This window comes from Methylovulum psychrotolerans, assembly GCF_002923755.1.
In the GTDB taxonomy this organism is placed as follows: Bacteria; Pseudomonadota; Gammaproteobacteria; order Methylococcales; family Methylomonadaceae; genus Methylovulum; species Methylovulum psychrotolerans.
The window spans coordinates 446,731-454,574 of record NZ_PGFZ01000003.1; the positions used below are offsets into that span (position 1 = coordinate 446,731).

Consider the following 7,844-nt stretch of genomic DNA (forward strand, 5'->3'; position numbering starts at 1 on the left):
CCTTGTTGGGTGGCGAGCGAGTGACCAGGACGGCTGGGGCAGCCGAAGGCATAAGCGGTCGCGTGATTTTTGCTGATTGACCGGCAAGGATGCCGAAGCAATCTTTCGCAAAAATAGCGACTCCCCTTAATTTACTCTCAACGCTTTGCCCCGTCACTTTTTAAAAACCTACACTTGTAAGGGGCAGGTTCCCCCGCTAATTTATTGGCGGTGACGAGGCGTGTGGAAAAGAGGAAACGTTGCTGCTCATGATATGATAGGCGTTTATTTTACCTATAAATGACAGGATAACGATGCACTCACTTTATACACAGGAGCTTTATCAAGCTCTGGAATATGCCAGAAGCCAGGATCAGGAGAGCGGCAAGCGCACGATGATTCAGATGGAGATTGACCAACCGATGTTTTTCCAAACGGTGTTCAAAACTTTTCCGTCGATTATTGCCGAACGCAATGAAGATATGGCGAATTTGTTTATGGATTTATGTTTTGATGTCGCTTGCGTTTACAAGAAAGTGTTCGGGGCGATGCCGAAGTTTAAGGATGACCCGACCTGGATGGAGCGTCAGGCGGGCTTGTTGGATAAGGAGTTGAAGCCGTTGATGGAAGGCCGTTTTGTCAATGACAAGCGCAGCCAAAAGATGAAGGAAGATTTTTTTAAGCCCAAGGCTAACGAAATAGCGCAAAATGCCTTGTTGCAATTTTTAAACGAAGGCGTTGACGATTTGGCGGCTGACACGCAAAGTGATGACAGTACAGTGGATTTGACTAAAACCATGTTGTTTGTGGTGGTGCGCCTGTTTACGAATTTGTATTCAAAACCGACTTTGCAGTAAGTGCTTGGCTTTGGCAGACGGTGATTTTTTAATAAACCTATAATAATTAAAATAAAGACTTATGATTGATAAAGACTTATTGAGCAACCTTGAAGGGAGTTTGGCGAACTGTTTGGCTTCTATTGTTGACGAAGACAGTCATCTGGGCATTGATGAGATCCGTGGCCTGTTCTTCGCGCAGATGATTACACCGAATAAAAGCAACCCCTTAGTCTGGTTGTCGGCGTTGTTTTACGGTGAGCGTCCGCCTTTAACCGAAGACCAGATCTATGGTTTGGACGCGACGGCGGCCTCGGTGCATGAGGCGTACCATGAGCTGTTTGTAAATAACCAATTGGTGTTCCCTTACGATTTTGAGCAGTTAGATGAAGCGATGGCGGAGTCGGCATTCGGTTGGTGCCAAGGCTTTTATATCGGCCTGTTGATTAATGAAGAGTTCTGGTTGGGCAAGAAAGGCGAGCGCTTACGCGCGGGCGATCAGGATTTGTTGGCGGTACGCAATAGCGCGAAGCTGTTTGTCTGTATGGTCACTAAGGATTTCAGTAACTTTGATCCGTTGAAAGTCGCTGAGCTGAAAAAGCTGATTGTTGAACAAGGCCAAGAGCCTAACGACGATATGCTGGCCGCGTCGCTGTTCCCGAATGTGCCGATTGCCGTTAATACCTTGCAGTTGTATGGTACTAAGGTGATGGTGGCGAAGGCGGCGAAAACCGCACCGGTGGTCAGTGCGGTGAAGCTGGGGCGGAATGAGCCTTGCCATTGTGGTAGTGGTAAGAAGTTTAAGAAATGCTGCGGGGCAGCGTAAGGCGTTAGTGGCGGTAAAGGGTCGGGCAACGGCTTTTGCTGGCCCGGCCTTGGCTTTGCCTTTCTTTGGGTTGGCTAGTTAAGCAGGGGTACGGTATGAAAATGTCTGCGATGTGGGTGTTGCTGGTGTGTTTGTCCGGTTGTGACAATGCCGAGGAAGAGGTTAACAGCCCAGCGGCAGGACAAGAATCGGCAAGGGCAGCTAAGGCGGTTGAGCCGAAACTGTCAGCGCGGTCAGAGCCTGCCGCTAATCCCCAGTATGATGCCCAAGATGCGGCGGAGGATTTGGATGCGACGGGTAAGCCCGCCCAAGCCGTCCCTGATAGGGATGCCGAAACGTATGACACTGATGCGGGTAGTGTGCCTAACCCGGAAGCGGGCGATCCGGTTGACCGCGAATAGGCAGCCAATGCTTAAAACCCAGTACGGTGTACTGCCAAGGACGTTTAGGAGCGGGCTACGCCCGCTTCATGCTTAAGCTTTGTCGGCGCGTTGGACGATTATAGTTCTACAAGTGGCCAAGGCTACAAGCCGCTTATGGTTCGACAGGAGTTCCACGAACGGCTTTTTGACGTTGGCATCGCTTGCCTTTTGGGCTTTAAGCCTCTTGTCAGATGTTAGACCGCGCTTAACATCCTACCTCAGATTTCCGCGAATAAAACCACATCTGATAAATGCTGATGACGATCTGCATTCCCATAGAAATCCCCATAAGCGTTCCGCTGATAACCACTACATAGGCAAATGAGGGGGTGGATTTAGTGATGAACCAAGACACCACGTCCAAGAGCATGGCGGCAAAGGGGATCACAACGGCGATGCGTTTGAGATACATGTTGATGTCGCACAATAAAAATATTTTGCCGATAAAAAATAAGATAAAGGCGATGCCAAACAGATGGATGTGCGAGACGCGTACTAAAGTCGGTATGGTGGCGCCGCCGCCGTGGGCAACTTCCGCTACGCCTTTGTAGTTAGTCAAATCGGGTAGGGTAGGGTTGATGCTGGGCGTATGGCAAATGACGCAATCGCGGTTTAAGATGGGGGCAATTTTATCGGTGTACTCAGGTTCTTCTGCGCCCGCCCTAATCCATTCTTCAATCACTTGTCCGTCGGACGCATATCTCAGATTGGGCTTCATAATGCCTTTGATTGCCGTGCCTAAACGGGTTTGGGTGGTGGAGCCGTGGTAACTGATAACAACATCTTCTATCGATAGCCCCGCTTTGCCGTCCAGGCCTTGGTGGGTGTAATACAAGTTAGCCAGGGCCGCCAGATAACCGAGGCCGATGGTGAGCAGGAAAACGGTATTTAAAATACGTTCACTGACGGAAATGTCTTTAAAGCGTCGGAAGCGTTCTGGAGCCATGGTAATGCCTGAAGGGAAAGAAGGGGGTTAGATGGGGGTAGCTAGCAACTTTGATGGGGCGCGGGGCGATTGGTTCCTGTGCTAGTGCCTGCGTCTGGTTTTGGGTTACGCGCTTATGGGTTTTATAAAACGGGGTAACGGGCTTGGTGTCTGGGCGTATTTTTCACACTGCGAAAAATACGCCCCAAAGGGTTCTTGATTGGGCAGCGTATGGTTGCCGCCCAGAGTCAGTGCTTAAAAAGCCAACCAGCCATTCACCATAAAGGTATTGTTGCCGTTGACATATTGGCTGGTGCCGTCAAATTGCGAATAGCCGATATATTGTAGGCTGGTGCGCAAGTTTAGCCAGGGATTTAACAGCGATTTGGCTTTGCCAAACGGCACATAGACCAGTTCGGCGGTAAAGTATTCGCTGTTAGGCTTGTAGGAAGCAAAGTCAGGGTAGACATTGCTGTTGCGCGAGCCGGTGAGTTTGTTATACGCAAAGGTTACGCCATAAGTTTGGTCAAAGGTATAAGCCGCGTTGAATTTAAAGGTGTTAAGCCCGGTGCTGCCCGTACCGCCCGTCCGGCTGACCGCGAAGTTTTGGTCTTCGTAGATGTAGGTCGTTTTGGCTTCAAAAATATGCTTAGGATTGGCCATATATTGGTAAGTGGCATCAAAGGCGACATCCGTATAATGGTCAGCGCCGCTGCTGGGAGTGCCGAACGAATTGGGCAATAACACATCCGCACTCATGCCGTAGTGGCCGACGGCAAAAAAGTGGCCTTTGGTGTCGTATTGCAAGGCGGTACGCCAGTAGGGCGCGGGGCCGTCCAGTTTGATGTAGGAGTCGCTTAACACACCTGCCCACCCGCGTTGCAAGTTTCTGGAGAACGAATCATAGGCACCGACTTCCAGATAGACCAGGTTGTTAATCATGGTGTAAGCGGTCGCGCCGCCCACTTGGGCTGTGCCTAAGCCGCCGTCAATCAATGCGGCAGTGGCTATGCCGGGTTGTACGCCAGACCCTGTGTAAGGGAAGCCCCAGGCCGGGGTGGTATTCCATAAGTCTTGTACGGTTGGGCTGTTGTTTAATGAGATACCGTAAGTTACTGGGGTATCGGCGATTTCGGTTTGGTCCGCGAAACGGAAATCGGCATTATCCCAGGCAACGCTATCGGCATAACCATCATAAGTGAATTGGCTAAACGCGCCGACTTTGTCAAAAATCCGTCCGGCGTAGAATAATGAGGCTTCGTCAAAGGTGAAGTTATTGTTTTTGCTGTAACCCGGTTGTAGATTAGCCGGATCTTGGGCTTTGTCAGTATGGGTTAAGGAGCCGACTATCATCGCGCTGATGGGGGGCAATTTGGCATTGGGGCCGCTGCCGCCCGTCATGGTATAGCCGCCGAGCTTAAAATCCCGCCCGACCGGGGTCAGATTGGGGCCAAAGGATTGGGTATGGCATTGGCTGCATGACATGCCGGTCTGTCTGGAAAAGCTCGGTACCGCTTTAGCATCGCTGATACTGAGGACAATCGCCGACATCATTACCAGCCACGCGGCCAATAGCGGTTGTGGCCGTAGGGGGGATTTAAGTGTGTTTTGCATAATATAGCCTTAAGTAGGAGGAATAAGCGAAATACTGTTGAGTTAATCCCCCCATACGCCGACAAGTTCAGTGGTGCTGGCTTTGGTTCCGCTCACCTGCCTATAGGCCGCTTTTGTGATGATCTTTGCAAGCGGGCATGAATGGAATGGGCTTGCGTCAGGCGTTGTGGGGATAATACGATACCCACCTAAAAGCATTAACTATGCCATTTTTATAAGATATTGATATATAATTATTTTTTTCATTTTTTCGGTTGGGTCATAATAAAGCCTGCAAAATAAGTAGGGTTTTTAAGGTTTGATTGACGATTATTGCAGGGTCGTTGGGATAGGCATATAAAATGTCTGTTCTGGCAGGGTTAGGTTGTGCTGCGCCTAGCTTAGTCATAGTGGCTACCGGTAAGTCAGCAGAGCTATTGAAAATTTGTCCAATACGCTATTTTTTATACGGTTTGATAACATTTATAGGCCTAAGCTTGGGCCCTACTTGCAATCTGTTATTTTTTCCTTTAACTTAGGCCAACATCGGTAAAGGCTAGGGGTGCTGCTTGTTTAGCAAGCGGCTGAGATAAACCCTTTGAACCTGACTCTGGTTAATACCAGCGTAGGAAAGCCCGCAAGACTTCCTGCGCTTTATTTTATGTTTTGGAGAAGAAAATGAGCGCAGTTCTCAAAGAGCAACCCGCCGAGTCGGCGGCCAGCAGTGTCAAGATAGATTCTTACCCTGCCTCAGAAAAAATCTATGTGCAAGGTAGCCGTCCTGATATTCAGGTGCCGATGCGCAAGATTACCCTATCGGACACCCCCGTGCATTTTGGGGCCGAAAAAAATCCCCCGCTGTATGTTTACGACACCTCCGGCGTGTACACTGACCCCAATGTCGATGTGGATTTGAAAAAAGGCCTGCGTTCCGTGCGTGCCGCTTGGATTGCTGAGCGTAACGACACCGAAGAGCTGACTGGCCCCTCTTCAGAGTTTGGTTTGCAACGTTTGACCGATCCGGCCACCGCACACTTGCGTTTTGAGCATATCCGTAAGCCGCGCCGCGCTAAGGCCGGCCATAACGTCTCACAAATGCATTATGCACGTCAGGGCATCATCACACCGGAGATGGAATATATCGCCATCCGCGAAAACCAAAAGATGGAAGAAATGCGCGAGTTGTGGAAGGGTCAGCATCCGGGCGATTCGTTTGGCGCATCCATCCCTGAGGTGATCACCGCTGAATTTGTCCGCTCCGAAGTCGCCAGGGGCCGCGCCATTATTCCCGCTAACATCAACCACCCAGAATTGGAGCCGATGATTATTGGCCGTAATTTCTTGGTGAAGATTAACGGTAATTTGGGCAATTCGGCGGTGACGTCTTCTATAGAGGAAGAGGTCGAGAAAATGCTGTGGGGCATCCGTTGGGGCGGCGATACCATTATGGATTTGTCCACCGGCAAAAACATTCACGAAACCCGCGAATGGATTCTGCGCAATTCCCCCGTGCCGATTGGTACGGTGCCGATTTATCAGGCCTTGGAAAAAGTCGGCGGCAAAGCCGAAGCCCTGACCTGGGAGATTTTCCGCGATACCTTGATCGAGCAAGCCGAGCAGGGCGTGGACTATTTTACTATCCATGCCGGGGTGCGTTTGCACCATGTGCCGCTGACTGCCAAACGTATGACGGGTATCGTCTCGCGCGGCGGTTCGATTATGGCGAAGTGGTGCTTGGCGCACCATACCGAAAGCTTCTTGTACACGCATTTTGAAGAAATCTGCGAAATTATGAAGGCTTATGACGTGTCTTTCTCTTTAGGTGACGGTTTGCGTCCCGGTTCGATTTACGACGCTAACGATGCGGCGCAATTTGGCGAGCTGGAAACCTTGGGCGAGTTGACTAAAATCGCTTGGCAGCATGATGTCCAAACCATGATTGAAGGCCCTGGCCATGTGCCTTTGCACATGATTAAGGTCAATATGGAAAAGCAGTTGGAAGAGTGCGGCGAAGCCCCGTTCTATACCTTAGGGCCGTTGACCACCGATATTGCCCCCGGCTATGACCATATCACCTCGGCGATAGGCGCGGCGAACATTGGTTGGTACGGTTGCGCGATGCTGTGTTATGTCACCCAGAAAGAGCATCTGGGCTTGCCTAACAAACAAGACGTGCGTGAGGGGATTGTGACTTATAAGATCGCCGCCCATGCCGCTGATTTGGCGAAAGGCCATCCGGGTGCGCAAGCGCGGGATAACGCCATGTCGAAGGCGCGGTTTGAGTTCCGGTGGGAAGACCAGTTTAATATCGGCCTTGATCCTGAAAAAGCCCGTGAATTCCATGATGAGACGCTGCCGAAAGAATCGGCGAAAGTCGCCCATTTCTGTTCGATGTGCGGCCCGCATTTCTGTTCGATGAAAATTAGCCAAGATGTCCGCGATTATGCGGCGGCAAAAGGCATTGAAGATGCGGCGGAAGCCTTAAAGACGGGTATGGATGAAAAGTCCAAGCAATTCCTTGAAGAAGGCGCGGACATTTACCATAAGGTATAGTCCTCTGCCGTGTCATTTTAGCCGGATGCGTTAGCGCGTCCGGCTATCTCCCCTTATTTTCTTATCCGCTCTGGATTTGTCTGCATTTGCTGGTTAACGGCAATCCTCCTTTTGGCTATATAGATAGCTGTGATTTCGCCTTTTCTCCGATTAAGCCATAAAAAATGGGGCGGGGCGCGGTTTAGTGTCTGTTGCTGCTGTTTTCTGCGCTGTTTCCTCTCTACTTGCCAAGGCTGTTTACGCCAATCGAAGGCGGTCGGCAAGCGTTGCCGTTGTCGGCAGAAAAAAATAGTGCACAGATAGGCTTGTTTTGCTGATGAAGCGAGTGCCGACATTGCCGGGCTTTGCGCAGTTTTTGCGGCAGGGGATGGATAATGAAATTCTTTAATAAACAATGATATTGGGTTTAATAGGAATGGTGAAGGGAAGAAAAAGAAAAATAAATAGCGAAAGGGTTTGACGGACGGGGGGAAGTCAGTATAATAGTCGGCTCTTCACCGGAAACGTGAAGCGCCCCACGGGGCGGAAAGGGGGCGGGTTGGTTGCCCCGGTGCCGTTTTGAAGCCTGCTTCAAAACGGCACGAAAAAAAGATTTGACAAGCTGGTTTGGCTCTGTATAATAGTCGGACTTAGCCGGGGTGACAGCCCCGACGCTCTTTAACAGACCGGATCGAAATAATGTGTGTGGGTGCTTGTGGCGGCTATTGCGC

General features: G+C 50.4%; 7 protein-coding genes and 1 riboswitch. Of the genes, 4 read left to right on the forward strand and 3 right to left on the reverse strand.

Annotated elements, in window-relative coordinates; genetic code table 11:
• Positions 1-293: 293 nt before the first annotated feature.
• From AADEFJLK_RS10090 to AADEFJLK_RS10100, 3 genes are all read left to right on the forward strand, one after another.
• Entirely contained in the window at positions 294-836 is a 543-nt protein-coding gene (locus tag AADEFJLK_RS10090; protein ID WP_103974154.1) for a hypothetical protein, read from the forward strand.
• Positions 837-897: 61 nt separating this feature from the next.
• Entirely contained in the window at positions 898-1,641 is a 744-nt protein-coding gene (locus tag AADEFJLK_RS25550; RefSeq protein WP_249028014.1) for a YecA/YgfB family protein, read from the forward strand.
• A gap of 95 nt (positions 1,642-1,736) precedes the next feature.
• The gene (locus AADEFJLK_RS10100; protein ID WP_103974155.1) at positions 1,737-2,042 is read left to right on the forward strand and encodes a hypothetical protein; all 306 of its coding nucleotides are present in this window, start codon (positions 1,737-1,739) and stop codon (positions 2,040-2,042) included.
• Between the two features lie 226 nt (positions 2,043-2,268).
• Here the strand turns inward: AADEFJLK_RS10100 and AADEFJLK_RS10105 are convergent, their stop codons facing one another.
• Together AADEFJLK_RS10105 and AADEFJLK_RS10110 are read right to left on the reverse strand one after the other, a co-directional pair.
• On the reverse strand, positions 2,269-3,009 hold the full coding sequence (locus tag AADEFJLK_RS10105) for a hypothetical protein (protein ID WP_088619169.1): 741 nt from the start codon (positions 3,007-3,009) through the stop codon (positions 2,269-2,271).
• 234 nt (positions 3,010-3,243) lie between these two features.
• A complete protein-coding gene (locus tag AADEFJLK_RS10110; protein ID WP_088619168.1) occupies positions 3,244-4,602 on the reverse strand; it encodes a cytochrome C in 1,359 nt (452 codons plus the stop codon).
• 527 nt (positions 4,603-5,129) lie between these two features.
• Positions 5,130-5,230, forward strand: a riboswitch (TPP riboswitch).
• 29 nt (positions 5,231-5,259) lie between these two features.
• Here AADEFJLK_RS10110 and thiC point away from each other — a divergent pair.
• Positions 5,260-7,134, forward strand: a complete 1,875-nt coding sequence (gene thiC / locus AADEFJLK_RS10115) for a phosphomethylpyrimidine synthase ThiC (protein WP_088619167.1) — start codon at positions 5,260-5,262, stop codon at positions 7,132-7,134.
• A gap of 53 nt (positions 7,135-7,187) precedes the next feature.
• On the opposite strand, the gene AADEFJLK_RS25095 is transcribed toward thiC, so the two are convergent.
• Positions 7,188-7,469 (reverse strand): hypothetical protein, encoded by a 282-nt coding sequence (locus tag AADEFJLK_RS25095; protein WP_146054553.1) that lies wholly within the window; start codon positions 7,467-7,469, stop codon positions 7,188-7,190.
• Positions 7,470-7,844 lie beyond the last annotated feature (375 nt).

Excerpts from the sequence above, each read along its gene's own strand:
- AADEFJLK_RS10110 (WP_088619168.1), bottom strand. The coding sequence starts at position 4,602 with ATGCAAAACACACTTAAATCCCCCCTACGGCCACAACCGCTATTGGCC.
- thiC (WP_088619167.1), top strand. The coding sequence starts at position 5,260 with ATGAGCGCAGTTCTCAAAGAGCAACCCGCCGAGTCGGCGGCCAGCAGT.
- AADEFJLK_RS25095 (WP_146054553.1), bottom strand. The coding sequence starts at position 7,469 with ATGTCGGCACTCGCTTCATCAGCAAAACAAGCCTATCTGTGCACTATT.
- AADEFJLK_RS10090 (WP_103974154.1), top strand. The coding sequence starts at position 294 with ATGCACTCACTTTATACACAGGAGCTTTATCAAGCTCTGGAATATGCC.
- AADEFJLK_RS25550 (WP_249028014.1), top strand. The coding sequence starts at position 898 with ATGATTGATAAAGACTTATTGAGCAACCTTGAAGGGAGTTTGGCGAAC.
- AADEFJLK_RS10100 (WP_103974155.1), top strand. The coding sequence starts at position 1,737 with ATGAAAATGTCTGCGATGTGGGTGTTGCTGGTGTGTTTGTCCGGTTGT.
- AADEFJLK_RS10105 (WP_088619169.1), bottom strand. The coding sequence starts at position 3,009 with ATGGCTCCAGAACGCTTCCGACGCTTTAAAGACATTTCCGTCAGTGAA.